Origin of the sequence: Vallitalea pronyensis (assembly GCF_018141445.1) — a bacterium.
In the GTDB taxonomy this organism is placed as follows: domain Bacteria; phylum Bacillota; class Clostridia; order Lachnospirales; family Vallitaleaceae; genus Vallitalea; species Vallitalea pronyensis.
Genome location: NZ_CP058649.1, coordinates 346,440 through 372,186 on the forward strand (window position 1 = coordinate 346,440; position 25,747 = coordinate 372,186).

Sequence of the window (25,747 nt, forward strand, 5' to 3'; positions counted from 1 at the left end):
AGTCCGTATCATATCATGCGTTATGTGAACCCAAAAGAACAGCAGAATATACAACTCATTCTATTTGTTCTGCTATGCGTGTTTGTTTATTTTATACCCAGATGGACCCATGGACTGAAACTCAGACATCGTTCTTTTGTTATATGGTGGGCTTTCATCTTTGGTTTTTTTTATTTGATTATACAGGGTTTAGCCGGCCTTTTCTTTTCATTTGGTAAAAGTCCTTTTGATCAGCATTTTCTAAGTATCCTGAAGAACTGCTTCACTTTTGGCCTGCCTCTCATATGTCGGGAACTTGTAAGAAGTTATTGCATTAACGGTAATCCCCATGGATCGAAAATTAGGACAAGTATACTCTTAATCGGTATCTTTACCATACTGGAATTTACCCTTTCAAAATACAGTGGTATAACCACCTTTCAAGAGTTTGTGATGTTTTTAGGTCAATATTTTTTGCCCAGTTTATGTAAGCAAACGCTTTTAACCTTGTTTGCCTTCTTAGCTGGTCCAGTACCTGCTATTATTTATAGTCTGATGATTGAATTTCCACCTTACATACTACCCATATTACCTGACCTCAATTGGTTAGTTTCGGCTTTTATCGGTATCTTAACACCTATATTTTCAATCATTGTTCTTCAAGCATTAGCCAAAAAGGAACTTAAACAGCCTGTAAAAGCTCATGAAAATGAGAACCCGCTAACATTAACTATAACCATTATCCTCTCAATCGTTATCATCTGGTTCGCTTCTGGTGTATTTTCCATCTATCCGTCAGTCATTGCAACAGGAAGCATGGAACCAATGATTTATCCAGGAGACGTCATCTTGGTTCAAAAAATAAATGAAAAGAATATACAGTTATTAAAAGAAGGGGATGTCATACAGTTTCAAAGAGGGGATATACTCATTTCCCATCGGATCATTGAACTGGTTCATGAACATCAACAAGTGGTTTATCGAACCAAGGGAGACAATAATTCAAGTGAGGACTCTGAACTGGTAACCCCTGAAAATGTTAAGGGCATTATTAAGCATGTCATTCCAAAAATTGGATGGCCCACACTCATATTAAAGCAAAATAACGATGTGGATACGGGTGACCTAGAATTTTAAAATGATCAACCAACATATCTATATTTACTAGAAAGAAGTTTCCTTCGTACAAATGAAAACGACCCTATCTCATTTGTTAAACTGAGCACTTTACTTGTATAAGATAAAAAGAGGGCTGATTGCATAAAGTGCTTTTGCAATCAGCCCCATATTTATCTTAATCCTCATAACCTTTCAAGTTACTTTGAACAAATTCAAGTTGGAATTGATACTGACCATCCTTTAACTCTGTAGCGTCATTAGGAGCATGTACATCTAAGAATGCCCCAATACGTAATGTGATACTTTCACCTGTTTCAATTTCCAGTTCATTTAGTTTTGTTGCCATGGCACCATAGGATTTATCTAATAGATCCCCCTGATTGATTAGTTTAGTAAACTTAAATCGTCTTCCAAAGAATGTGCCATCATCAATGAAGAACACCTTTGCCCTCATATTATCAAACATACTGTCGTCGCCAGTAATTTCTGTGAATTTTGCTGCTTTAATCATAACTGGAACCGTACCATTATTGGTAATGGTAAATTCCTGATACGCTTCTAACCCAGGGAACATATTGCCATAACTAAACGTAATGACTCTTCCATCTGTTATAACCGCTTTGGCTTGATCCTTTATGTTGTACTTTACGATATCTGCTGCATCCACAGGGTCCCAGTCAAGTTTATCAATATGCCCATTCCAATACTGAAAATGTATATTAGGACTTCCATTTGTTTCACTAATATCAAGCTTAAGTTGTCCTGTATTTACCGTACCTGTTATTATAAAATCTTGTGTCCAAACTGCATACCCAGCACCCATTAAAGCAACTGCAACTGCCAAAGCTATAGCCATTATTCTTGTTTTTTTCATACTATTCCTCCCACGTTTTTAGTATTACAATATTTCCCAGAATTAATTGTAGCACATGTCCTATCGAAACACATCACACCTAAGTAGAGTTTAATTACTACTATTTCATAACACATATACTACTTAAGTAGTAAATTAATGAAAAACTCGCAAATCATACCATTAAATATTTAATATGTGTTATAATCAACAACAACTATATCATGATGCATGGACACCTATTTAATTCTACATACAATCCAGAGGGAGGCTGATAAATGCTATGAAGATACACTTAGCCAAAGACATCAAGTTCATGTTAACTGTTATCTCGTCTATTGGTATAGGGTTAGCAGTGTTCTATCTGATATATACCATTCAGACACCCCATAGCCATACCCAAGAAACGCTTCTTTACAATTCAAACAGTCAGTCATGGTTTGATTATAAAGTACAGCTGATGCCGAACCCTATATATAGCCTTAGAACAATGGAACGGGATAAAACCTATATATCAATCTTCACAGATACCATTGATATCTCATATACCTATCAATTCAATGGTAGTGAGCCTTCTCACATCAATGGAAGTTATGTCATTCGACTTGTTATGGAAGGCTATAGCGGACATGATAAAGATTTTGTATCCTTATGGACAAAAGCTTACCCACCTGTTATAACCCATGATTTTACTGAAGATGATAGCGGGTATAGCATTCAAGAACATTTCCAAATACCTCTTAATCACTACCTTTCTTTCATTAACCAATTAGATGACGCTTTTCCACTTGCATCTAATAGACGATTAAAGGTGAGTTGTGATTTAATGATGACCGCTGAAACCCAACATGGAACCATTGAAAACACCCATACAAATACATTGATTATACCATTAACACCTAATTTTTACGCCATATCCGGCAACCTAATCGATGAAAAAGCTAGTCCCATAACCAGCATGGAAGAAATAGTTATACCAGTATCCACAGGTAAAATCATCTTCTTATGTTTACTTATTTGTCTTTTCATCCTTGGACTGATTTCCAGCATCTTTTTCATTGTACCTATAGCAGTTAATGAAAAAGAAAAAATCATTCAGGCAATCTTCAAAAAGTATGGCAGTCGTCTGATTGCTTTACACATGCAAATGGAATCAATCATGGTGGATAAGCCTATTGTGTATGTGTGTACTTTTGAAGGATTGGTACGTATGAGTGATGAACTTGTACAGCCTATTATGTATAAAGAGCAACCATCCAAAGTGGACATTGACCGTTTCTATGTCAACCATGATGATACGCTGTATTGTTATGCATTCGACCTTGATCCTCTCCTATCACAGGAACAACAGCACCTGCTGACAATGGTACATGATAATCGTGTTAACGGTTAGTACATATGACTAATCAATGCTTATGGACCTGTTTAGAGAACGAAGTAACGATGACGTATCTTGTAAAGCAAGTTGTTTCGTTAAGAAAGTATCCTTGACGCTTCTGAAAACGCTTCTATTTCATATGCTATATTCAAAGAACTTTCTTATAAGACAAAAAAAGGAACTGCTCCCTTTCAGCTAGAAGCAGCTCTCTGTTATTCAACCTTATATTTAGTTTTATTGAAAAACGTAAGAAATAATCCTAGACTGAGTAATACGATGCTCACGCCTATCAGCACATCACCATCAAGTAAAATACCCATCTTAGGGATGCTGTCATCAATGACAATGATTTCAGATGGCTCATGGGCTGGATCGGGTTGTGGTATAACAGAAGGTTCTGCTAATGGTATGGGTTCTTCCGGTATTTCTATAGGGGGTTCTATGGGTTCAGTAGTAGGTTCTGGCTGGCTTATTCCATGGTGTATGGATTGGTCAGGTTGTGATTCCGGTTGCGGGTCTGGTAGTGGATTATAGGGTGTATGTTCAAAATAAAAATGTATATCAAATGTTACCTTCATATGTTGTGTCAGGTTATTGGATTCTGGTAACAAAGCTAAACGGACATGAAACGCATCACCCGTATAGGCTTCAAAAAAAGTTTTAACTGGCGGTATGTACAAGCTCCCATTAAATAGATCTTGACATAACCCTTCAAAAATAACCTGATGGTCATGGGTTAGTTTGAAGGCTGCTGTCTTTACAAACTCCTTATATGCTTCATCTCCAGGCTCCAGTATGGTTTGGTTTTTTATGACCACGAGATGATCTAATTGAATGTGCTTTAGTTCAATCTGAAAGCTTTGTTGATTGTTGATAATAAAAGATTTTGAAAGAGCTGTTCCAGGTATGAGTTCTTTGTCAGGTCCAAAATGTAATGTACAATGGCTGTTGCTGTCTGAGATATTAAATGTGGACGTAACATCAGAAGAAGCAACGGTCAGGCTAGGAATAATGCATGCTAGTCCTAACATAAATACAAGAAATTGTATAGCGCCTCTTTTTGTCATAACGTATCCTCACCTCTTTCAACATTGCATAGGTACTATTAATAACCATATTTTATCATTTTAAGAATTATTTGTAAATAGGAGAATATCATGAAAAAAACTATCGGTGCTTTTGTCATATTTACAGGTTTATGCCTTTTATTTTTTGTATTCTACGGCCAATGGAGCAGTGATTCCGTACAAAAGCAGATGAAACGTGCCATCCTAGCTCGTAATAATGAAGAACTGCCATCTGTTAATCTATCAACTATGCATGATGCGTTTAATGTAACCCATCCGTCTGAATTGATTCATGAACCCTCTGACGTGTTGGAAGTCTTTGTTGAAACAAATGAGGAAGAAAACGGCAAAGAAAAGCAATCTAAAAGAAACGAAGAAAAACAACAGGTCATAAACAATGCACTAGCCATCTTATCCATTCCTTCTATTGGGCTAGAAGTAGCTGTATCCGAAGGTTTATCCCATGAAAACCTTAAATACTCTGTAGCCCATTATGCTAACTCTGCCACTTTTGGTGAAATAGGCAATGCGTGTATAGTCGGTCATCGAAGCCATACCTATAATCGTTTTTTTAATCGACTAGATGAAGTAGAAATAGGCAATATCGTGACGTTAAACACCGGTATAAATCAATTCTCCTATAAAGTCCAAAATGTATTGATTGTTGAACCAAAAGATATATGGGTTCTAGAGCAACACCATAACTTTGCTGAACTGACTTTAATTACTTGTACGCCTGTTAGAACACCTACTCATCGATTAATCATAAAAGCTACACTCGTATAGTACTCCATACCAAGCATAACAGCCTATATGATTCTGTTTTTTTACAACATGTGCTTCCTTTTATACCCTTAGGGTTTATGCATATATTTCTCACGCAGCTTCGTGGCGCCTTCTTCTCGCCCTGTTTTGTCTAAACGCTCTACGTAACCTTCAATGGCATCCCAAGTATGGTAAGGACCATGTTCTTGCATGACTTTCCATAGTGGATCAACTAACGAAGGTGATTTTTCCATTTGCTCATCGTGCCAATCCAGTATAAGCTTGGCACCTTTTTCACATAAGGCTGGATATTGGTCTCTCACATTTTTTTGTTCATGAGGATCTTCTTTTATATTAAATAGCATTTCTTTATCAAATAGATGAAAGCCATCATGATAAGTTCGCATATACAGATAATCACCAAACCTAGCACTTCTCTGACATACATGAGCCATTTGTGACAGAATAAGATAGTCTCTTGACTGGTCTTCTCCTTTGTTAATGGTATTAGCATAACTTTGCCCATCCCAATAAGGGGATTTGTCTACATTCAATAAATCGCACAGTGTAGGCAATAAGTCAAAATTATAATGGAAACCTTCATCCACATGGCCTTGTAATCCTCCAGGCCATTTCATAATAAAAGGAATATGGCAAGTGATATCATCCGCTGTACCATGCTCTGCGTAAATACCTAATTCACCCATATTCTCTCCATGGTCTGATGTAACAATGATTGCTGTATCATCATAGATACCTTTTTCCCGAAGCGCATCTACGATTTGCCCAATGAGATAATCCGCATAGAGAATACCTGTATCGTAGCCATCAAATACAGCTTTTAATTCTTTCATATTTTTGGCACTACCTTTATGACGTGGATAGTGAGGGTTTTCCTCATCTGTATACATGTTTATTTCATTAATACTGTGTGGTCCTACATGTTGAAGATGCTCACGAATAACATCATCTGTAATCCATGTATTAAAGGGTTCATCTGCAAATGGGTCGCCAAAACTCTCTGGTACGCGATAAGGTGTATGCGGGTCCCATAGATGAACATGCAGGTACCAATCATCTTGATGACCATTTCGTTCAAGCCAGTCTAATGCCATTGGCAGGACTTCTTCACCCGATTCCATACCCCCACCGCCTACATTATATGTTTCTTTTAAACCTGCATTAAACCACCACGCAGAATGTCTTTCAGGAAAAGTACTTATAGATGCCGTATGAAAACCCCTTTTTCGGAATATCTGATGCAGATTATGTTCATCAATGGGATTACGGAAACCCCGTTCTACACCCATACTATTTCTGTCTGCATGGGTTCCCCCATGGCCAACTGCACCATGACGAATACCAAACATACCACTAATCAAACTGGCTCTAGATGGTAAACATGGCGCATCTGGGCAATAATAGTTATTGAATCTTACGCCTTCTTCACTAATACGGTCAATATGAGGTGTTGTCTTTCGATTGTAACCATAACAACTCATGTGGTCGGGTCTTAATGTATCAATGTCAATAAATAGCACACGCATATATCACGCCTCCTTTATTAATAGTGTACCATCTGGTTATTGACATTGCTACATTTAATCCTTTATTGGTTATAAGAATCCCAAAATACTTTACCAGTAGAATGAGAAGCATCATCCCACGTATCCCGATAGGTTAAAAGTCTAGCCGTTAATCTATTCTTTATCTCTTTGTATGCTGGTTCATCAGCTAGGTTGTTTAATTCCATGGGGTCATGAACCAAGTCAAAAAGCTGGGTAGCCGATAATGTCTCATGACGGTATTCCACTAATTTATACTGCCTATCTTTCACACCTCGGCATAATGACCCGTAGACAAGGTAGAGGTCTTCTCGAATGGTTTCATCATGTTTAAGCGCTGGCAATAGGCTACTGCCTTCAACGGTTTCTGGTATGGGTATGCTTGTTAAATCACATAAGGTTGGAAAAATATCCATCAGGTATGTATAGGTTTCTTGTTGTCTTCCTCTTGGTATCCTTGGTCCAGAGAAAATCATAGGTACACGAACGCTATGTTCATAACAACTCTGTTTGCCCATCAAACCGTGTTGGCCTACAGCCAAACCATTATCCCCTGCAAATACAATAATGGTATTGTCATACATACCTTTCGCCTTAAGGGTGTTGATCACCTTACCTAATTCATGATCCAGATGGGTAATCATACCATAATATTCAGCAATATGGCGCTTAATCTCATGGGCGGTTCTTGGGTAAGGGGCTAACACCTCATCTCTGATGGTTCTGATACCATAATCAAAATGCTCTTCCTGAAAATTCTCAGGAAGCTCAATGGATTCTGGGTCATACATGTGTAAAAATTCATCCGGCATACTTCGTGGGTCATGGGGAGCCGTAAAAGAAATGTACATGAAAAAAGGCTCATCACGGTCATACCCATCTAACCAATTCCTTGCGCATTCACAGAACAACTCACTGGAATGTTTCCCTGCTCTTATATGATCACAATGTTGATAGGAAATATCATTCGTGTAGAAAGGGTCTTTAATCCATTTTGACGGTGGGTATGTGCCTGTTGGATCAAAATCATAGGCTGGTACATTCCAATGATCCGACATACCACCGAAGAATATCTCGCCTCCATCCGTAAAACTCCTTGCAAAAGCTTCTTTTCCATTATGCCATTTTCCTGTACCAAAAGTACGATAACCATGTTGTCTAAATGTCTCACCCATGAGCCTATGTTCAGACGGCACAGATGATCCATGATCATGGATGTGAAATAAAGTCCTTCCTGTGTGTAACATACATCGACTTGGCATACATACAGCACCATGGGTGCCTCCTGGTATATGTGCATGTGTAAAAGCAGTACCCTGTTTAACCAAGGCGTCCATATGAGGTGTTTTGATCTGTTGGTTACCTAACGCCCCAATGGTATCAAAGCGTTGGTCATCTGTGAAGAAAAATAGAACATTGGGTTTACTTGTCATTTTTTCCACTCCTTTATTATTCTATTGCAATCACTGTTTTTTCCCATCACTTGCATTAGTTCTATTATAAAATATAATCTTTTTGTCATCAATGTCATAAAGGCATAGCCTCTATGTCAAAAAGAGACAATGATGACCATGGAATACTCCATCACTAATGGTCTTTTTTGCATGCTACCAAAATTTTATCCATGAACTTATTGACATTTAAAAATAAATAGCATATACTGTATCAAAACGATATATATCTATTCGATATATAAATATTCGATATATTAACTTTCGATATATATCAGTTAGATATAAATTACCCTATTTTGTAACCCAATTAGATGATAATAAACTCAAGGAGTGATTAGATGAAGTTCATTGTTTTAAATGGTAGTCCAAAAGGAGAAAAAAGTATTACGTTGCAGTATGTTCACTATTTAAAAAAGATATCCAAGGAACATGAATTCAAAGTCGTACACATAGCCAACCGCATTAACAAAATAGAAAAAGACACAGAATTCTTTAATCAGATTATGGATGATATTAAGTCAAGTGATGGTGTGCTATGGGCTTTTCCTGTCTATGTTTTTTTAGTGAGTTCCCAATACAAACGATTTATTGAATTGGTATTTGAAAGAAATGCTCAGAAAGCCTTTGAAAATAAATATACGGCTATCTTAACAACGTCCATACATTTCTATGATCATACAGCCATTAATTATGTTCATGGCATATGTGATGATATGCATATGAAGTTTGTGGACTATTATTCCGCCTATATGTATGACCTCTTAAAACCTGATAAACGAAAAAAATTTGCATGTTTTTTTGAGCTATTTATTGATACCATAGAAAAGAAGCAAGAAACCCTTAGGAAATACATGCCAATTCAACAGCATGCTTTTAAGTATGAGCCTAATTTAGAGGGGAAAAGTATCGATACAGGTGATAAAAAAATCATCCTCGTTGCTGATCTGAAGGAAGAAGATAGTAACATCAAAAGAATGGTTGATACATTCGCACATACGCTAAAGGATAATATTGAAATCGTGAACATAAATACCTTGTCCATAAAAGGGGGCTGTATGGGATGCATACGATGCGGTTACAATAACCAGTGCTTTTATGAAGGAAAAGATGCGTTTATTGATTTTTTTAAAGAAGAACTCATGAAGGCTGATATCATTATTTTTGCAGGTGTCATCCAAGACCGTTATCTGTCCGCAAGATGGAAAATGTTCTTTGACCGAGCATTTTTTAACACACATATCCCCTCATTAAAAAACAAGCAAATAGGCTTCATGATTTCAGGACCCTTACAGCAACTCCCCAACTTACAAGAGCTCCTTCATGCTTATGTAGAGGAACAAGGGGCAAGTCTATGTGGTCTTGTAACGGATGAATATAACGATTCAAGAGAAGTGGATAAGGGGTTATATCTCCTTGCATCTCAAGCCATCCAGCACTGTGAAAAAAAATACATCCGAACATTCACCTTCTTAGGTATTGGGGGTATGAAAATATTTCGTGATGATATGTGGGGCAAGTTACGGTTTCCCTTTATTGCAGACTACAGGTACTATAAAAAAAATGGTTTATTTGATTTTCCTCAAAAGAATTACAAATCAAGATTAAAGAATGGTTTTTTATGCCTCGTATCCAACATACCATCCGTAAGAAAAGAAATCTATGTGAATCGCATGAAAGATGGCATCATTAAACCATTTAAACAAGTTTTAGAATCAGAATAAGACATAGTTGTGTGAAAGAGTTCTTATGTGTGAATGGGATAAGAGCTCTTTTATGTTATTGACAATCATTGGTAACTGTTCTATACTATATCTAATCGATATATGACTGTTCGATATAATCATATAGGGTGTGATTATCTTTTGAAATGCTTGATTGAATAAATCAGAGGAGTGATGATGATGAAGTTCATTGTACTAAATGGAAGTCCAAAAGGAGAAAAAAGCCTTACATTACAGTATGTAAAATATTTGAAAAAAATATCCAAAGAACATGATTTCAAAGTCTTACACATAGCCAGCCAAATAAATAAAATTGAAAAAGATGAGGAACTTTTCAATGGGATGATTGATGATATAAAATCATGTGATGGTGTGCTCTGGGCATTTCCACTCTATGTTTTCTTAGTTTGCTCCCAGTATAAACGCTTTATTGAACTGATATTCGAGCGAAACGTTCAAGAAGCATTTGAAAATAAATATGCCGCTTCCTTATCAACATCCATACATTTTTATGACCATACAGCAAACAACTATATCCATGCCATAAGCGAAGATTTAAATATGAAGTTTGTGGATTATTATTCAGCGGATATGTATGACCTGTTAGATGCTGGCAAGCGAAAAAAATTAGCATGTTTTTTTCAGTTATTTACTGACGCTATTCATAAAAATCAAGACAGCATCAAGAAGTATAAACCTGTGAAACCGAATAGGCTTATGTATAAACCTCAGTTAGAAGAAAAAACCATCGATACCAGTCATAAAAAAATAATCGTTGTTGCTGATCTACAAGAAGAAGAGCATAACATTAAAAAAATGGTCAATCAATTCTCCCATATCCTCAATCATAACGTGGAAATAATAAACTTAAATACATTATCCATAAAAGGTGGCTGCATGGGATGCTTAAGGTGTGCTTATGATAACCAATGTTTTTATGAAGGAAAAGATGGGTTTATTGATGTATATAAAGAAAAGTTAATGACGGCTGATATCTTATTATTTGCAGGTGCTATTAAAGACCGCTATCTGTCGGCCAGGTGGAAAATGTTTTTTGACCGAGGATTTTTTAATACACATACACCGTCTTTAATTGGTAAACAGATAGGCTTCATCATATCAGGATCTCTCCAGCAAATACCCGATTTACAAGAGATTCTTCAAGCCTATGTGGAATGGCAAGGTTCCAATCTATGTGGTATTGTAACGGACGAATACGAGGATTCAAGTGAAGTGGATAGGGCCCTGTACCATCTAGCATCCCAGTCCATGTACTACGCTAAAAAAGCATATATCCGGTCGTCCACATTCTTAGGTATTGGAGGCATGAAAATATTTCGTGATGATATGTGGGGAAGGCTTAGGTTTCCTTTTATTGCTGACCACAAGTACTATAAAGAAAATGGTATCTATAATGATTTCCCACAAAAGGATTATCCATCAAGATTCAAGAATGGTTTTTTAAGTCTCATGGCTAAGATACCCACTATAAGAGATGAAATCTATAAAAAGAGAATCAAAGATGAAATGATTAAACCTTTTCAAAAATTTATTGACAATATCAACGCATAATCATACCGTTCATACCCTTTCCATAACGTATGGGCATGAATGAAAAGAAAAAAGGTGAAAATAATGTTACAATTTATTATACTTGGTTTTTTAATTAAATGTGACCTGAATGGCTACGCCATTAAGAAAACCATGAGTCTAAGTACGGTCAATTTTGTGGATACCAGTTTTGGAAGTATCTACCCTGCTCTTAAAAAATTAAACCAAAAAGGACACATTACCGCAAGGGAAATTGTTGAGCAAGGTAAAATTAAAAAAATGTATTCCATAACGCCAGAAGGTAAAGAGGCTTTTTTGAAATGGCTTGAAATTCCTATCAATCCAACGGTAACGAAACTTGAATATATGGCAAGAATTTTCTTTTATCAAAACCTTGAAAAAGAGAAAGCCTACGCTTTAATCGAAAAATTTGTAGCGGATATCAAACATTTAAAAAATGAATTAGAAGGTACAAAAGATTACGTGGATGAAATATCGGATTATTACGAGATGTCCGTTTATCGAGTAGGTAATGCCTACTATGATTTTCTTATCGATTGGTACGAAAAATTTCTGGTTGAACTTAAAGAAAAAAATGAACATGAGTAGGTACGTAAGCTGCCAAAAATATACGTTAAGATGACATGCATTTTAGAAGAAAGACCCTCATACTCTTAAGGTTATCTCATTAAAGCAGAATAACACCAAGCATAGGTAAATATATGCGGTAACAAACTGCTTTGATGAGACAGCCTCTTTAGAAATGATTAAGAACCGCTAGATATATAAATCTCGAGCGCCAACTTTCATCTTTTCAATGTTATTCTTCACTAAAGTTTTTACTTTTTCATTATCAATCTTGTCAATTTCTTTTTGGATTAAATCAAATCCATGTTCATGTAATTCTTTATCCCCATAATCAAGAATATACTCAGCAAGGGTCATGAGGGCGTTAGGTGTACAGACATGATGAATCTGACCCGATTTTGCTAATCGCATAAAGCGATCGCCTGTACGTCCTTTACGGTAACAAGCTGTACAATAACTTGGAATGTAGTCATCACCTACCAAGCCTTTTAAAACTTCTAATGGTGTGCGATGATCTTCAAGGGTAAATTGTGTCCCCATATCCTGGTGGTCTTCATCGTTATAACCGCCTACTTCTGTACATGAGCCCGCACTAACTTGAGATATACCATATTGCAGAAGTTCCTTACGGATGGCTGCCGTTTCTCTTGTGGATAGAATAATACCTGTAAAGGGTACAGCTAATCGTATAATAGCCACTAACTTCTTGAATGTGCGATCATCTACCATATGGGGATACATGTCTAAATCCACACCTTCAGCTTTCTTAATTCTTGGCACAGAAATGGTATGGAAACCAACGCCAAACTTCTCTTCCAAATGGTCATTATGCAGCATCAACGACAATATTTCAAATTTATAATCATATAAGCCGAATAATACGCCGCCGCCAACATCATCAATACCACCTTCCATGGCTCGGTCAAAGGCATGGAGATGATAAGCATAGTCCCCTTTTAATGATTGGGGGTGCATGGCTTCATAGGTTGGCTTATGGTATGTTTCTTGGAATAAGATATAGGTACCAATCTGAGCATCTTTTAGACGTTTGTAGTTTTCAACAGTGGTTGCAGCAATGTTAACATTGACTCGACGGATAACACCATTTTTGTTCTCTGTGGTATAGATAGCGTCAATAGCATCCAATATGTATTCTATATCACAGTTAACAGGGTCTTCTCCTGCTTCAAGCGCTAGTCTTTTATGCCCCATACGTTCTAATACTTTGACTTGATTTTGAATCTCTTCTCTTGTTAGTTTTTTTCTTGCAAAGGTGTTATCACGTTTATAACCGCAATATTTACAGTTGTTTACACAGTAATTGCTCACATATAATGGCGCAAATACAACAACCCGATTACCGTATATATCGTGCTTAATTTCACCTGCAATTTTAAAGAGCTCTTGTAGTTGGTCATGGTCTTCGATATTAAGCAATGTAGCAATCTGCTTATGGGTGAGTCCTTTTTTTTCTTTTGCTACATTCAGAACGTCTTGTATCTCCTCATGGGATACATCTGCTGTTTCATGGAGCAAATCGTTAATATAATCGTGATGAATAAACATGTTCATTCCCCTTTCAAAAGTATTCCTATTAAGAGCACCCTATAAAAATTCTTTCTTAGAAATGGACGTTTTTACTTGAACATTGGCAAGCTTACCCAGTTTTCCTGTAAGGCTGTTGATCTCATTCACCTCACCAATCACTGTTATGCATATTACGGATACATCTTGGTCAATAAGGGGCAATCCCATCCGCCCTCTTATTAAATGTTTATAAGCTGCTATAATGTCATTAAATTTAAACTGGCTGGTTTCTGGTTCTTCCAAAATAGCACTAATTACTGCAACTCTTTTCATTGGTTGTAAAAAACCCCTTTCTTATATTATTCTTATCATGATTAACATCAAAAAAACTTTCCTATTAAAAAGAAAGTTTATCCATTTACATGCCGAATAAGGACAATGATGTCCTGTAAATTTGTATAACTTCCTTTCAGATAAGATATTCTCGTCTGTTAGGGTGCTAATTGTATAGGGGATAAGTAAAAGATTTTCTCTTGCTTATCGTTAATATTTTAACATTTATTTGGTTGTTTTTCAATGGGTTATTTTGAATTCCTTTTATTTTAATAGAAAGTTATAAGTAGAGATAAAGATATTTATTATCTATTCAAGGCAATCGTATGAAAAATTGTGTGTAGGGTATGATGTTGGGGTTTTGTGCAAGACGTCCGAGGTAGATAGGTACCATAAATCCGTTCAGGTTAAATCATGGCTGAAATACTAAGTTCACTCCAAGCTGAATGGCTAAAACTGAAAACTCACTAACGTTCAAACACTTCAGTTTTTTAACGCCATTCATCTTTCCGTTCACTAAGAATTTCTAGCAATGATTTAAACATCACGGATTTATGGTACCTATCTACCTACTAGGCGAGTTGAAGGGGGCTAGGGGTGATAATTGTTAATATTATGATTTGAAAACATAAGTGGAAGAAAGTGTGGATTCAACAAGAAAATGTCAAAGCACATGTTAACGAAGGTTTATTAGAACAAGTAATAGACAATATCGTGAAGTAAAGGAAGAACTATAATAAACCAATAAGATAGTAAATGCCGTCTCTTTCATATTAACGTCAACATGTAGGCGAAGGGGTATAGGTAGTGTGGAAAGCGAACCAGGACGGTGAGCGCCGACAATCTAAACATGGACGTTTAGCGTGTCGGAAGAACACTACCTATACCCCTTCGCCAGAAACCAATAGCCAGAATTAATATGAAAGAGACGGCATTTACGGAAGGATGCCCATAGCCCTATCTTCATAACCTATATCTTCATGGATTTATTTTCAAATAGCTACATAGAATTCCATCTATGATAAATTTTTATGCCTTTGGACTGATTATCCATTAATCTCTACTTGATTATTTAGGCAATATTGTATAAACTATATAGTTGGTGCTAAAAACTCTTAAATGATAGCCATCATTTAATTCATAGGAGATTTTTCCATGATTTTTCAGGGATAATAAACGAATCGTGAATATCCAAAACAAAAAAGGCTATGCCTCGTTCCGCAAAGTGGGTTTGTCGCGTCTTGCCAAGCAAGTTGTTTTGTTAGAATAGATATGTCCAACTCCCTAATTCATGGTGTATGAATCTCCATATATATACAATAACGACAAGATGACTAGAGCGAGAATCATCAAGGTTCATGCTTAAGAAAGCAGGTATATATGTCAAAACAAAAAATAATAAACATTGCTGTAATTGCTCACGTAGATGCTGGAAAGTCAACGTTGGTGGATGCATTTTTTCAACAAAGTGGTATTTTTCGTGAGAATCAAGAAGTTGTAGACCAAGTCATGGACAGTAATGACTTGGAACGTGAAAGAGGCATTACGATTTATTCAAAAAACTGTTCTGTCAATTACAAAGACTATAAAATTAACATTGTGGATACACCGGGGCACTCTGATTTCTCTTCGGAAGTTGAGCGGATTATGAAGACCGTGGACACGGTTATCCTGTTGGTTGACTCCAGTGAAGGGCCTATGCCTCAGACAAGATTTGTTCTCCAAAAATCATTAGAGCATGGTTTAAAACCCATTTTGTTTATTAATAAAATTGATAAAAAAGATCAGCGTGCTGAAGAAGTTGTGGATATGACGTTTGATTTATTTGTGGAATTAGATGCTAACGATGAGCAATTAGACTTCCCTATTATATATGGTGTCGCTCGGGACGGCATTGCTAAATATGATATGCATGATGAGCACGAGGATTTAATTCCTCTTTTTGAAACCATTATTAACCAGACCAATCCGTATCCTGATTATGATAGTGAACCTCTTCAGATGCAGATTTCCGCATTAGGCTATGACAATTATATCGGTCGTTTGGGTATTGGCCGGGTTCATAAAGGTATCGTAAATGAAGGTCAGATAATCACCATCTGCAAACGGGATGGTTCAACGGCTCAGGGTAAAATTGGTAAGCTTTTTACTTATGAAGGTCTTCTACAAACGCCTAAAAAAGCCTTATACAGTGGGGATATTGCGGTTATTTCTGGTATCTCGGACATATCCATTGGTGAGACGTTCTGTGATCCAGAACATGTAGAGCCCATGGAAATGATTAAGATTGAAGAGCCTACTCTATCCATGAATTTCTTGGTGAATAACTCTCCCTTTGCAGGTCAGTCAGGTAAATATGTCACCACAAGACATATTAAAGAAAGGCTTGACCGTGAATTAGAAATCAATGTAGGGCTTCGTGTAGAAGAACTGGGCGGCTTAGATGGTTACAAGGTATCTGGTCGTGGCGAACTTCATTTATCCATACTGATTGAAAACATGCGTCGTGAGAGTTATGAGTTAAGTGTGTCCAAGCCGGAAGTACTGATGCAACGTATTGAAGGTAAATTACATGAACCCGTTGAACGTGTGATTGTCAATCTGCCAGATGAGTATGCTGGAACGGCTATTCGTAAGCTTAATTTAAGAAAAGGTCGTATGGAACACATGGAATCGGATAGTGGTTATACCAAGTTGGAATACATTGTACCAACCCGTGGGCTTCTAGGCTTTCGAAGTGAGCTCATTACGGATTCTAGAGGCGAGGGGACTATTATTCGTTCTTTTGATGCTTATGAACCTCATAAAGGGGATATACCTTCACGCACCAATGGTGTGCTCGTATCTGGTGAACAAGGTACAGCCATGCCTTACTCCCTTAACAATTTATCTCAACGAGCAACCATGACCATCCATCCTACTACACCCGTATACGAAGGCATGATCATTGGTATTAACTCACGAAAAGAAGATATGACCGTTAACCCTTGTAAGAATAAAAAGCTGACCAACACGCGGGCTTCTGGTGCTGACGATGCCGTAAAACTATCGCCACCAAAAATCTTTAGTATGGAAGAAGCCCTTGAATTTATCGCTGATGATGAGCTGGTGGAGATTACACCAGACACCATTCGTCTCCGTAAGAAATTTTTGAAAGAGGCGGACCGTAATAAATATAATAAGCAAATAGGCAAAAAATAAATGGTATGACACTAAAATAAAAGGGCTGTATGACCATACATTTAGCAAGAAGTGTACGTTCTATTGATCGATTACATTGAGATACCTTCTTAATAACCATTATAAATGTATGAAACAGCCCTTTTTTTGCGTATAACCTAGAACCTGTCTATTGTTCATAGACGTTATCGTAAAACATGGGTTCAAGGATTAGCTATCTTTCTCAAATGTTACCACCACATTATCAATATAATGCCAGTTGACGCCTTCATACTTGGAATCATAACCAATAAGCAAATAACACGCCCCTTTTTCATTGGTCTGCACATAGGTTCGGTATTCAAAATGTTTATACTCAAATGTTTTCCCTGGATACATATCATCTGTTTTCTCAACATTGCCCATGAAGACAATATCTTTGCCCCCAAGGGAATGGTTGCCTTTATCCAAATTAAGTGCGTAATCACCTTCATCATTCAATTTAATAATGGGTTCTTTATTGACAATGCCCATCTTCACATATATTTTTTGACCGGGTGAAGAACCTGTTTCACTTATATCTTTTGCTACAGATGTTCCTAAATCAAAGGATACGCTTACTTGATAATCGGTATTTTTTGAAAGTCCTAGATCTCCATCTATTTTTCGATAGGTATATAAAAACATGTCTTTATTATGATTCTCGCCCTTTAAAATAATGCTTTTGGTCATTTCACTATTTTTTTGAGGTCTATCACAATACCCAATCTGGAGCATATAACCATCATCCACATAATTCTCTGGCAAGTCTGCAAAACCCGTTGCAAACCCGTCATTACCTTCTTCAAAATCAAAAGAGATACGAAGAGGTTCATCTATCACTTGACTTGGCTTATTGGAATTGCAGCCAATGGACATAAAACTACACATGATTACTGCTATTAGTACGCCAATTATTTTCTGCATCTAATCACCTATTTATAGAATCAATACTTTCATCACTTATCTATAGTTTACCTAAAAACCTATCTGCTTTATTCCAAGGACCATGAAAATTATATGGAATAATGTTATTTTTATTCTGATACAAACCCATAGAGCATTAAATATTTTACTATAGTTATAAAAATGGTTTAATTAATATGTGTAATATAGCTATTTTGCAAGCATTAAGAAACCCATTTGCAATTGCAGCAATGTTTATTGACATTTGCAATATATGAGACTATAATTACAGTGGGAAGATTTGAAAGTAATTTGGAGTAGATATTAAATTCATCACATGGTGGTGAATTTATATATATTATTACTATTTCATACACAAAAGGAGGAACTCTCAATGGCAACAAAAAGATCCTATCTTTGGGAAGAGATAGGAAAAAGTAATGCAATTTTTTCACAAATTCGTACGACCATAGAAACACCTTTCTATGGTAATAACGTGGTGAACATTAACTCAATCAAAGAGGCCTATGGGCTAGCTAAGGAATCATCTGGAACCATCGTGACAGATATTCCTGTTTATGAGCCAGAAAAAATTGGGTTAGACGAAGGGACAAAAGTATTATTATTCAACGACGGCGCTGTAAAAGGACGCTGTGCTGCGGCAAGAAGAATTCTTGGCGAGCCTCATGTAGACCAAGAAGAATACGCTATGAAAATCAGAGAAGCTGTATATGGCACGAGGTATCGTACCATGTATCATGCACAAGCCTATGTCGGTCTTCATAAAGACTTCATGGTTAAAGCGCATCTTCTCATGCCAGAAGGCTATGAAAACATCATGTATTCCTGGTTGCTAAACTTCCAACACTTAAATGAAGAATACCACAATCTATATGCGGATTCTAAAGTGATGGATTCAGAAGGTGATATCTACATATTCTCTGACCCAGATTGGTCACATGATGACCATCCTCTTGGACTGACATTCTTTGACCCTACCCATAACTGTGCAGCTCTATTGGGTATGCGATACTTCGGAGAACACAAAAAAGCAACATTAACCCTTGGATGGGGGACTGCTAACAGAAATGGTTACGCTGCTTGTCATGGCGGACAAAAACGTTATAACTTATCCAACGGTAACAAATTCGTTGCAGGTGTATTTGGATTATCAGGCTCTGGTAAATCAACCATTACACATGCTAAGCATGGTGATAAGTATGATATCACTGTACTGCATGACGATGCTTTCATCATCTCAACACGTGATGGATCATCTGTAGCTCTTGAACCCTCTTACTTTGATAAGACCCAAGACTACCCCATGACTGATTCAGATAATACCTACTTATTAACGGTACAAAACAACGGTGTGACCATGGATAAAGACGGTAAAGTTGTTCTTGTTACAGAAGATATACGCAATGGTAATGGGCGCGCTGTTAAATCAAAATTATGGTCACCAAACCGTGAAAATAAATTTGAAGAGCCGGTAAATGCAATTTTCTGGTTAATGAAAGATCCTACATTACCACCCATTATTAAATTAAGTGGTTCTGCTCTTGCATCTGTTATGGGTGCAACACTTGCTACTAAGCGCACATCTGCAGAGCGTTTAGCAGACGGGGTTGACCCCAATGCTTTAGTTGTTGAACCTTATGCTAACCCATTTCGAACCTATCCACTTATGCATGATTATATGAAATTTAAGACATTATTTGATGAAAATAATGTAGACTGTTACATTTTAAACACTGGATTCTTCATGGAAAAGAAAGTGACCCCTGCTGTAACATTGGGCGCTTTAGAAGCTGTTGTTGAAGGTACTGCGTCATTTAAACCTTGGGCTTCATTCTCGGATATTCAAATGATGGACATTGATGGCTATGTACCAGATATGACCAATGCATCCTATGTGGAACAGTTAAAAGCACGTATGAATGATAGAGTGGAATACGTACAGTCAAGAAATACGGACAAAGGCGGTTACGACAAGTTGCCAGCTGAAGCCCTAGATGCATTGAAAAAAGTAATAAGCGAATTATAAAATCACCAAAATAAAAACAATGACTTTCACCAAAAGTATAAAAAGGCTACCCGATGGTAGTCTTTTTTAGTCTGCTTATTTACTTACTTTGTCTTTCATTTTCTTAAAATAGTCGTTGATACCCGCTATACATTTTGTAAAGACTTGAATCTCATCTTTTTTTAACAATCCAATGATATCATCTATCATTTTTTTATGAAAACGGGCATGGTGTTTATACGCTTTTTTACCTGTTTCGCTAAGAGATATCAACACAACGCGTCTATCTTTAGTACTTCTTGTACGATACACATAGCCCTTTTTAACCAAGTTGTTAATAGCAATGGTAAGGGTACCTACTGTAATCTCAAGGGATTTGGCTACTGAGGACATATTTCGACCTTCTCCCATGCCAATAGCCTCAATAATATGCATATCTGTTATTGAGATATCTTTAAACTCTTTTGTCATAAGAGCCTTTTCTTCTATTGTCATAATATCATTAAATAAACATACTAATAATTGATTTAAAGTCTCATACGTATTTTCCATAGATCACGACCTCATACCTTGATAATCGAAGTATATAATAAATAACAAAAGTTGTCAAACCGTTCTTATGCCTATGTTTATATTCCTTCGAAATCCCTTTGTCGAATACCATTTCAATACATATGCACCTGCTTGTTTGCGTGATATTTATCTAGGATGGGTATGGCCAATATAGGTTATTTAGTGTCTAAATAGCTCATACATGGAACTATGAACCAAAAAATTGATAGGTAATAACGGCTGATGCAATAATACCTGCTAAACTCACCAATAAGGCTCCTGTGACAGCATACCGGGTATTCTTAATTTTTACCACCATAAAATACACGGATAATGTATAAAATACAGTTTCCGTACATCCCATCATAATGGATGTCATACGCCCAATGAGGGAATCCGGTCCATGGGTTTTAAAAAGGTCTAGGATAAGCCCTGTACTCGCTGATGAAGATACGGTTCTCATTAACGCTACAGGTATAAGTTCTGATGGAAAGTGGACAAGTTTACTAAGGGGGGTTAGGGCATCTGACAGTACATCTAAAAACCCAGAAGCTCTTAATATGCCTACTGCAACCATTAAACCTATAAGGGTTGGCATTATTTTGAGGACAATTTTAAAACCTTCTTCTGCACCTATAATGAAGGTATCATATACTTTGATTTCTTTCAATAAACCATAACCAATAATGAGAACAAACATTAGAGGAATCATAAATTGAGAAAGCATTAAGACCAGTTTCATTTCTTACCCACCTTCATCATAATTTTTACAAAGATGACACCTACCAATGTGGATACAATGGTAGCTAGTATAGATGGTCCAATGATCTCAGCTGGATTATTTGAACCGTATTTCGCTCGATAGGCCAATATGTTAACGGATATAAGTTGAACCGATGAGATGTTAATGATGAGGAAAGTACACATGGCCGTGCTAGCCGTCTGCTTATCTTTATTTAATTTCTGCAATTCTTCCATGGCTTTTAGGCCTGGTGGTGTGGCTCCCCATCCAAGACCTAACATATTAGCAATTATATTCGTGGCTATATAATGCTGGGCAGGATGGTCATCGGGTACTTTTGGAAACAGGAACCTAAGAATTGGACGCATTTTTTTGGCAAGGCTTTTAATCAATCCTGCTATCTCTGCAATCTTCATCAGCCCCATCCACATAGCCACCACTCCTGCCAGCATGATACATAACTCAACTGCCTCTTTCGCTGATTCTATAGCAGCTTCCGTTACCTGATCCATCCGACCTGTAAAAGCAGCAAATATAACACCAAGTAATATCATAAATGCCCATAAATAATTCAGCATAGCTTATCTCCACATACCATCTTTATCTATGTATATGCATGAAAAGATGCCTTATGATAATTTATGATTTTTTGTAGAGATAGATAACGAAACCTACCATAAGCATCATACTGACTACCAGTAAATTCATCTTGGTCTGCCAATCATGATCAATTAAACTAAAAAGGTATAACCCCTTGGTGTATTTGCCTTTTGTAAACATATCCATCATGTAATAGGCAAATGGCAAAATATAACCCACTGATTTTTGTTTTGTCAGATAGGCTGCAATCATACCAATGACACCTAGATAGATAACGGTTATGAAACTGCCATGTATATGGTGTATAAGGTTAAAATTCTCCCCATAGGCTTTTTCTAAGAGAAAGGTAACCCATATCATGCTGTATACACCAAGACCATACATCACAAATCGGGTGATGACGATTTTATAGTGGGCTACTTGGCGTACATACGTCATTTCATGGATGTTGCTCTCCTTCTCATACACAGCAAGATGGGTAAAACATAAGATGCCTAATAAGGATAAAAGATATTCCCCTATATAAACAGGTTCAAATTGAAGACTATGTAGAACCTGTACCAATACAATAATGCCTATACAATATAAGATTGCTAGAAGAACAATACCCACAGGTAACGTTTTTGTATGATAATAAGCCATCTGGGCTCTTATTCGAAATCTATCCACAGATATGACCTCTTTTCTTCTCAAATAGCCACAAAGCTATGATTAAAATAATAAGAGAGGCACCTGTAATAAACAAACGATTCGTGGTGATAGCTGAAGCTACTTCTTGATACTTAGCTAACGTGGTTACTTTGTTATAGCGAATGATGTAACGTGTTATGTGATATTGCTGACGTGTAAAGGGCATACTATAGAACCAATAGGCAAAAATAGCAATGATGGGTACAATACCGTTTCCAGCAATTATTTGAATCAGATACCCAATGGACGTGACCATCATAATAGTAGGTAGAATCCATGTTAGAGTATATCGAAAAAAAGCAAAAACATTAATTTGGTCGTACTCTATATGAAACGTATAGGTGGTGTAAGCAGCAATGATCAGCACCACAGCTAACATCAGCACCACATTGCCTACATACTTACTCAATACATATTTAATGGAAGAGACGGGTTTGGTATAAATCATTTCAGCTGCTTTATAACGTTTATCCTTCACTAAGGCAAAACCAGCAATAAAAATAGAGAAAAAGCCTACAGCAATCCCAATATAATCAGCAAATAATCTGGCATAAGCACCTGTTACTTTTTCATATTTTTTAATAGCGTCTGCTTCTTGTTTATTAAAAAGATAATTTTTGACCTTAGCCCCATAGCGCTTAACCATACCTTGTGTATAGATGGTATGTTCCCCAAAGCTCTGTTGCAGCTGTTCTAACATATCCCCATAAAGAGCCTCTGTGAATGTGGTATCTTGTAGGGTAATATTTAGCTGCTCTAACAAGGTAAGCTGCCCGTCTGTTAGGGGTATAAGCTCAATACGTCCCATGTCATCAAAAAGTGGCGTATTGTGATTCTCTAGATCTCTACCCAATAAGCTTGTTAATGTATTTTTTTGTTCTTCCAATGTGACATGCGATTCACTGTCAGAATCCTTATAAACCATATCCATATCACCTGTCTGCATATGGTCAATAGGATGAGATGGGGTATCAATACGGTCCATATCGCCGATGAATTGAGTCACATAAAAAAGCAAAACAAAGGTACAAAAAATGATAAAGGTAATACTCTTAATCTGATACTTCATTTCATAGATAACCAGTTTCACAAACATACTATTCCCCCTCCTGCATCATACACATATAAGCATCTTCCAGCGTAGGATTGATTGGGGCAGCCCCATCTGGCTGAGTTCTGGATATAATTTTAAGACTGGCTTTTTCCCCTTCTAATACCGTAGAAATAACCGTATAGCGCTTCTTAATATGGTCTAAATCATCCAACTTAACTGGAAGTTTCCAGACACAATGACGCCCCTTTTTAATAAAGTCACTGACCTTCCCGTTATAAGCAACATGCCCTTTTTTCATAACAGTTAAACTGTGACAACTCAGTGCAATGTCTTCCGCAATATGGGTGGATAGAATAACCACCTTATCCCGACCAAAATGGGTCAATAGATTTCGAAACCGTATACGTTCTTCAGGATCAAGACCTGCAGTAGGCTCATCAACAATGAGCACTTTGGGGTTATGTATAAGCGCAATAGCAATACCTAATCTTCGCTTCATACCACCAGATAACGCTTTTATCTTTAATCTTTTACAAGATTCCAAATGCACTTCTTTTAAAAGGGCTGTAATCTTGGATGATGTGGGCTTACAGTTAGATAAAAGGAAAAAATAAGACATGGTTTCATAGACAGTCATGTTCGGATAGAGTGAAAACTCCTGAGGCAAATAACCAATGAGCTTACGAATAGCCTTCTTATCACTAATGCCAATATCATCATAGGTCACCTTACCCGATGTCTTTGGTACCAACGTCGTCAAAATACGCATGAAGGTTGTCTTTCCTGCTCCATTAGGACCTAATAACCCATGCATCCCTTCCTCTAATTTCAGATTAATATTCTTAAGGGCTTCAAGATCGCCATACCTCTTCGTCAACGCTTCAATACATATTTTCATCTTTAATCCTCCTTATAATATTACGTTCAATGATTTGCTCATAATATATTCCTGTAAATAACTGAATCATACCCCCAACGAGAATAACGGCCGCATCTAAATGTAAGCCTATATACACAACAACAATGATCAGCGTCAGCGGTATAAACAAATAGATCTTCGCTTTTCTTTCTTCTTTCCTGATTAATTCATTCACCCGATCTGCATGCTCCTTCTGCTGGCGTTCGTACTCTTCCCACCTTATTTTCCGCCACATATCCTCCATATACTTCTTATCTACCATTTCCACAACCTCCTCTACTCATTGACTGACCCATCCATACCATAAATCCCATAATCACTTAATGCATGACCCAACTTGCTTTTTAATTTCTTACGAGCCCGAAACATCAGTGCTTTTACCTGACCTTCTGTTTTCCCAAGAACCTCCCCAATCTCCTTATAAGACATATCCTGATAAACATACAGATAGAGCACCAACCGATATGTGGCTTTCAGTCCATTAATCTGTTCATTCAGCACCCGATTTTTTTCTTGTTTTAACACCCTATCTTCTGCGGAAGGGGTCCCTTCAATGGAAAAAGAATGATACACTTCCCGTTTTGTCTTACGCATATAATCAATAACCTTGTGCTTAATGATGGTAAAGAAATAGGACTTAAGGGACAAATGTTCATCAATTTTATCTCGATACACATAGATTTTGACAAAACTATCTTGAACAATCTCCTGAGCAAGCCCTCTGTCATGAACCATATTCATGGCAAAGTTTTCACCCACACCCCGATAGCTATGTACAAATCGCTCAAACTCTTTACCATCACCCTGCTTAATCAATTGTATGTTAATCCCCATGTCCTTACCTCCGAAATACAACCTCTTATCTATCTCTCATATCTAATACGCATACACACATGAAAAGTTACGTTTTATTTCAAATTTATATATATATATTACGCATCAATACAATACCTTCATTCTACTAGATTAACCCAGTATACCATTTTATATCTATCCCTATTAAAATTCCACTAATCAAACCCTATTTCTCTATAACTACTTCCTATCCCATCATCACTTAATCTTTTAACAAATAACCTTACATCCATTTCTAACTATCACTATATAAATCCAACCTATCACACACTTCTTCCACAAAAACTCCTAAACCTCTTAAGTCA

The 25,747-nt window shown here is 36.8% G+C and carries 23 protein-coding genes; 8 read left to right on the forward strand and 15 right to left on the reverse strand.

The window, feature by feature from the left end; all coding sequences use genetic code 11:
• Positions 1-15 precede the first annotated feature (15 nt).
• Positions 16-1,116: a signal peptidase I gene (locus tag HZI73_RS01440; protein WP_212696497.1), complete on the forward strand. Its 1,101-nt coding sequence runs from the start codon at positions 16-18 to the stop codon at positions 1,114-1,116.
• Between the two features lie 157 nt (positions 1,117-1,273).
• Here the strand turns inward: HZI73_RS01440 and HZI73_RS01445 are convergent, their stop codons facing one another.
• The gene (locus tag HZI73_RS01445; protein WP_212696498.1) at positions 1,274-1,972 is read right to left on the reverse strand and encodes a hypothetical protein; all 699 of its coding nucleotides are present in this window, start codon (positions 1,970-1,972) and stop codon (positions 1,274-1,276) included.
• A gap of 262 nt (positions 1,973-2,234) precedes the next feature.
• Here HZI73_RS01445 and HZI73_RS01450 point away from each other — a divergent pair, with 262 nt between their 5' ends.
• Positions 2,235-3,344 (forward strand): DUF5305 family protein, encoded by a 1,110-nt coding sequence (locus HZI73_RS01450; protein ID WP_212696499.1) that lies wholly within the window; start codon positions 2,235-2,237, stop codon positions 3,342-3,344.
• A 197-nt stretch (positions 3,345-3,541) separates the two neighbouring features.
• Here HZI73_RS01450 and HZI73_RS01455 read toward each other — a convergent pair whose 3' ends face one another.
• Positions 3,542-4,396, reverse strand: a complete 855-nt coding sequence (locus tag HZI73_RS01455; RefSeq protein ID WP_212696500.1) for a hypothetical protein — start codon at positions 4,394-4,396, stop codon at positions 3,542-3,544.
• Positions 4,397-4,486: 90 nt separating this feature from the next.
• Here HZI73_RS01455 and HZI73_RS01460 point away from each other — a divergent pair, with 90 nt between their 5' ends.
• Positions 4,487-5,182: a class D sortase gene (locus HZI73_RS01460; protein ID WP_212696501.1), complete on the forward strand. Its 696-nt coding sequence runs from the start codon at positions 4,487-4,489 to the stop codon at positions 5,180-5,182.
• A 68-nt stretch (positions 5,183-5,250) separates the two neighbouring features.
• On the opposite strand, the gene HZI73_RS01465 is transcribed toward HZI73_RS01460, so the two are convergent.
• Entirely contained in the window at positions 5,251-6,708 is a 1,458-nt protein-coding gene (locus HZI73_RS01465; RefSeq protein ID WP_212696502.1) for a sulfatase family protein, read from the reverse strand.
• A gap of 62 nt (positions 6,709-6,770) precedes the next feature.
• Positions 6,771-8,159, reverse strand: coding sequence for a sulfatase-like hydrolase/transferase (locus HZI73_RS01470; protein ID WP_212696503.1), 1,389 nt, complete (start codon positions 8,157-8,159; stop codon positions 6,771-6,773).
• 359 nt (positions 8,160-8,518) lie between these two features.
• On the opposite strand from HZI73_RS01470, the gene HZI73_RS01475 reads away from it, so the two are divergent.
• The 3 genes from HZI73_RS01475 to HZI73_RS01485 all read left to right on the forward strand — a co-directional run bounded on the left by HZI73_RS01475 (position 8,519) and on the right by HZI73_RS01485 (position 12,061).
• Entirely contained in the window at positions 8,519-9,901 is a 1,383-nt protein-coding gene (locus HZI73_RS01475) for an NAD(P)H-dependent oxidoreductase (RefSeq protein WP_212696504.1), read from the forward strand.
• A 180-nt stretch (positions 9,902-10,081) separates the two neighbouring features.
• Positions 10,082-11,473, forward strand: a complete 1,392-nt coding sequence (locus HZI73_RS01480; protein ID WP_212696505.1) for an NAD(P)H-dependent oxidoreductase — start codon at positions 10,082-10,084, stop codon at positions 11,471-11,473.
• A 63-nt stretch (positions 11,474-11,536) separates the two neighbouring features.
• On the forward strand, positions 11,537-12,061 hold the full coding sequence (locus HZI73_RS01485) for a PadR family transcriptional regulator (RefSeq protein ID WP_212696506.1): 525 nt from the start codon (positions 11,537-11,539) through the stop codon (positions 12,059-12,061).
• Between the two features lie 168 nt (positions 12,062-12,229).
• Here HZI73_RS01485 and hydG read toward each other — a convergent pair whose 3' ends face one another.
• Both hydG and HZI73_RS01495 read right to left on the reverse strand, forming a co-directional pair.
• Positions 12,230-13,606 (reverse strand): [FeFe] hydrogenase H-cluster radical SAM maturase HydG, encoded by a 1,377-nt coding sequence (hydG, locus tag HZI73_RS01490; protein ID WP_212696507.1) that lies wholly within the window; start codon positions 13,604-13,606, stop codon positions 12,230-12,232.
• A 39-nt stretch (positions 13,607-13,645) separates the two neighbouring features.
• A complete protein-coding gene (locus tag HZI73_RS01495) occupies positions 13,646-13,900 on the reverse strand; it encodes a TM1266 family iron-only hydrogenase system putative regulator (protein ID WP_212696508.1) in 255 nt (84 codons plus the stop codon).
• Between the two features lie 1,380 nt (positions 13,901-15,280).
• Here HZI73_RS01495 and typA point away from each other — a divergent pair.
• Complete coding sequence (typA, locus tag HZI73_RS01500; protein ID WP_212696509.1) at positions 15,281-17,101, forward strand: translational GTPase TypA; 1,821 nt, start codon at positions 15,281-15,283, stop codon at positions 17,099-17,101.
• A gap of 189 nt (positions 17,102-17,290) precedes the next feature.
• Here the strand turns inward: typA and HZI73_RS01505 are convergent, their stop codons facing one another.
• A complete protein-coding gene (locus HZI73_RS01505) occupies positions 17,291-18,025 on the reverse strand; it encodes a hypothetical protein (protein ID WP_212696510.1) in 735 nt (244 codons plus the stop codon).
• Between the two features lie 373 nt (positions 18,026-18,398).
• Here HZI73_RS01505 and HZI73_RS01510 point away from each other — a divergent pair, with 373 nt between their 5' ends.
• On the forward strand, positions 18,399-20,051 hold the full coding sequence (locus tag HZI73_RS01510) for a phosphoenolpyruvate carboxykinase (ATP) (RefSeq protein ID WP_212696511.1): 1,653 nt from the start codon (positions 18,399-18,401) through the stop codon (positions 20,049-20,051).
• A gap of 75 nt (positions 20,052-20,126) precedes the next feature.
• Here the strand turns inward: HZI73_RS01510 and HZI73_RS01515 are convergent, their stop codons facing one another.
• From HZI73_RS01515 to HZI73_RS01550, 8 genes are all read right to left on the reverse strand, one after another.
• Positions 20,127-20,582: a MarR family winged helix-turn-helix transcriptional regulator gene (locus HZI73_RS01515; protein ID WP_212696512.1), complete on the reverse strand. Its 456-nt coding sequence runs from the start codon at positions 20,580-20,582 to the stop codon at positions 20,127-20,129.
• A gap of 208 nt (positions 20,583-20,790) precedes the next feature.
• On the reverse strand, positions 20,791-21,324 hold the full coding sequence (locus tag HZI73_RS01520; protein ID WP_212696513.1) for a spore maturation protein: 534 nt from the start codon (positions 21,322-21,324) through the stop codon (positions 20,791-20,793).
• A complete protein-coding gene (locus tag HZI73_RS01525) occupies positions 21,321-21,902 on the reverse strand; it encodes a nucleoside recognition domain-containing protein (RefSeq protein WP_212696514.1) in 582 nt (193 codons plus the stop codon). Before HZI73_RS01525 ends, HZI73_RS01520 begins: the two co-directional genes overlap by 4 nt.
• Positions 21,903-21,963: 61 nt before the next feature.
• Complete coding sequence (locus tag HZI73_RS01530) at positions 21,964-22,593, reverse strand: hypothetical protein (protein WP_212696515.1); 630 nt, start codon at positions 22,591-22,593, stop codon at positions 21,964-21,966.
• The gene (locus HZI73_RS01535) at positions 22,586-23,710 is read right to left on the reverse strand and encodes an ABC transporter permease (RefSeq protein ID WP_212696516.1); all 1,125 of its coding nucleotides are present in this window, start codon (positions 23,708-23,710) and stop codon (positions 22,586-22,588) included. The genes HZI73_RS01530 and HZI73_RS01535 overlap by 8 nt, the downstream gene beginning before the upstream one ends.
• 1 nt (position 23,711) lies before the next feature.
• Positions 23,712-24,566 (reverse strand): ABC transporter ATP-binding protein, encoded by an 855-nt coding sequence (locus HZI73_RS01540; protein WP_212696517.1) that lies wholly within the window; start codon positions 24,564-24,566, stop codon positions 23,712-23,714.
• A complete protein-coding gene (locus tag HZI73_RS01545; protein WP_212696518.1) occupies positions 24,550-24,849 on the reverse strand; it encodes a hypothetical protein in 300 nt (99 codons plus the stop codon). The genes HZI73_RS01540 and HZI73_RS01545 overlap by 17 nt, the downstream gene beginning before the upstream one ends.
• 14 nt (positions 24,850-24,863) lie before the next feature.
• The gene (locus HZI73_RS01550; protein WP_212696519.1) at positions 24,864-25,421 is read right to left on the reverse strand and encodes an RNA polymerase sigma factor; all 558 of its coding nucleotides are present in this window, start codon (positions 25,419-25,421) and stop codon (positions 24,864-24,866) included.
• Positions 25,422-25,747 lie beyond the last annotated feature (326 nt).

Excerpts from the sequence above, each read along its gene's own strand:
- HZI73_RS01440 (WP_212696497.1), top strand. The coding sequence starts at position 16 with ATGCGTTATGTGAACCCAAAAGAACAGCAGAATATACAACTCATTCTA.
- HZI73_RS01445 (WP_212696498.1), bottom strand. The coding sequence starts at position 1,972 with ATGAAAAAAACAAGAATAATGGCTATAGCTTTGGCAGTTGCAGTTGCT.
- HZI73_RS01450 (WP_212696499.1), top strand. The coding sequence starts at position 2,235 with ATGAAGATACACTTAGCCAAAGACATCAAGTTCATGTTAACTGTTATC.
- HZI73_RS01455 (WP_212696500.1), bottom strand. The coding sequence starts at position 4,396 with ATGACAAAAAGAGGCGCTATACAATTTCTTGTATTTATGTTAGGACTA.
- HZI73_RS01460 (WP_212696501.1), top strand. The coding sequence starts at position 4,487 with ATGAAAAAAACTATCGGTGCTTTTGTCATATTTACAGGTTTATGCCTT.
- HZI73_RS01465 (WP_212696502.1), bottom strand. The coding sequence starts at position 6,708 with ATGCGTGTGCTATTTATTGACATTGATACATTAAGACCCGACCACATG.
- HZI73_RS01470 (WP_212696503.1), bottom strand. The coding sequence starts at position 8,159 with ATGACAAGTAAACCCAATGTTCTATTTTTCTTCACAGATGACCAACGC.
- HZI73_RS01475 (WP_212696504.1), top strand. The coding sequence starts at position 8,519 with ATGAAGTTCATTGTTTTAAATGGTAGTCCAAAAGGAGAAAAAAGTATT.
- HZI73_RS01480 (WP_212696505.1), top strand. The coding sequence starts at position 10,082 with ATGAAGTTCATTGTACTAAATGGAAGTCCAAAAGGAGAAAAAAGCCTT.
- HZI73_RS01485 (WP_212696506.1), top strand. The coding sequence starts at position 11,537 with ATGTTACAATTTATTATACTTGGTTTTTTAATTAAATGTGACCTGAAT.
- hydG (WP_212696507.1), bottom strand. The coding sequence starts at position 13,606 with ATGTTTATTCATCACGATTATATTAACGATTTGCTCCATGAAACAGCA.
- HZI73_RS01495 (WP_212696508.1), bottom strand. The coding sequence starts at position 13,900 with ATGAAAAGAGTTGCAGTAATTAGTGCTATTTTGGAAGAACCAGAAACC.
- typA (WP_212696509.1), top strand. The coding sequence starts at position 15,281 with ATGTCAAAACAAAAAATAATAAACATTGCTGTAATTGCTCACGTAGAT.
- HZI73_RS01505 (WP_212696510.1), bottom strand. The coding sequence starts at position 18,025 with ATGCAGAAAATAATTGGCGTACTAATAGCAGTAATCATGTGTAGTTTT.
- HZI73_RS01510 (WP_212696511.1), top strand. The coding sequence starts at position 18,399 with ATGGCAACAAAAAGATCCTATCTTTGGGAAGAGATAGGAAAAAGTAAT.
- HZI73_RS01515 (WP_212696512.1), bottom strand. The coding sequence starts at position 20,582 with ATGGAAAATACGTATGAGACTTTAAATCAATTATTAGTATGTTTATTT.
- HZI73_RS01520 (WP_212696513.1), bottom strand. The coding sequence starts at position 21,324 with ATGAAACTGGTCTTAATGCTTTCTCAATTTATGATTCCTCTAATGTTT.
- HZI73_RS01525 (WP_212696514.1), bottom strand. The coding sequence starts at position 21,902 with ATGCTGAATTATTTATGGGCATTTATGATATTACTTGGTGTTATATTT.
- HZI73_RS01535 (WP_212696516.1), bottom strand. The coding sequence starts at position 23,710 with ATGTTTGTGAAACTGGTTATCTATGAAATGAAGTATCAGATTAAGAGT.
- HZI73_RS01540 (WP_212696517.1), bottom strand. The coding sequence starts at position 24,566 with ATGAAAATATGTATTGAAGCGTTGACGAAGAGGTATGGCGATCTTGAA.
- HZI73_RS01545 (WP_212696518.1), bottom strand. The coding sequence starts at position 24,849 with ATGGTAGATAAGAAGTATATGGAGGATATGTGGCGGAAAATAAGGTGG.
- HZI73_RS01550 (WP_212696519.1), bottom strand. The coding sequence starts at position 25,421 with ATGGGGATTAACATACAATTGATTAAGCAGGGTGATGGTAAAGAGTTT.